Genomic DNA, 323 nt, shown 5'->3' with positions numbered 1-323 from the left:
CTATTTCCTCTTCGGAAGCTTTCAGAACAAAATCATCGTATGAAACGTATTGAGCTTTTGGTATAACTAGAATATGAATTATGGTACCTAACTTTGAGTACATAATTGCTGGCTCAAGCCACGCCTACCGACGCTTGATTGTAGTGAATTTATATCACGTCAGTCGCCGCCTGTGCCACTTATTAGCAGATCGATCCTGGTGTTTACAATTTGGACTGTGACTGTGGAATCTCATATATGGGAGAAAAAAGAAAATTGCATAATACACTTTTTTTTATTAATTACAATTTTGTTATGTCCTAATAGAAAACCGGCTCGGGCGG

The 323-nt window shown here is 38.1% G+C and carries 1 pseudogene; it reads right to left on the bottom strand.

The annotated features are described in order from the left end of the window. Positions 1 to 79: pseudogene (locus tag ACJ5GX_RS07715) on the bottom strand (histidine triad nucleotide-binding protein); the annotation flags it as partial. Positions 80 to 323 lie beyond the last annotated feature (244 nt).

The sequence above is a fragment of the Wolbachia endosymbiont of Tuta absoluta genome (genome assembly GCF_059414725.1).
The sequence above is the reverse complement of the archived record's forward strand: the minus strand, read 5'-3'. Positions and strand labels throughout refer to the sequence as shown.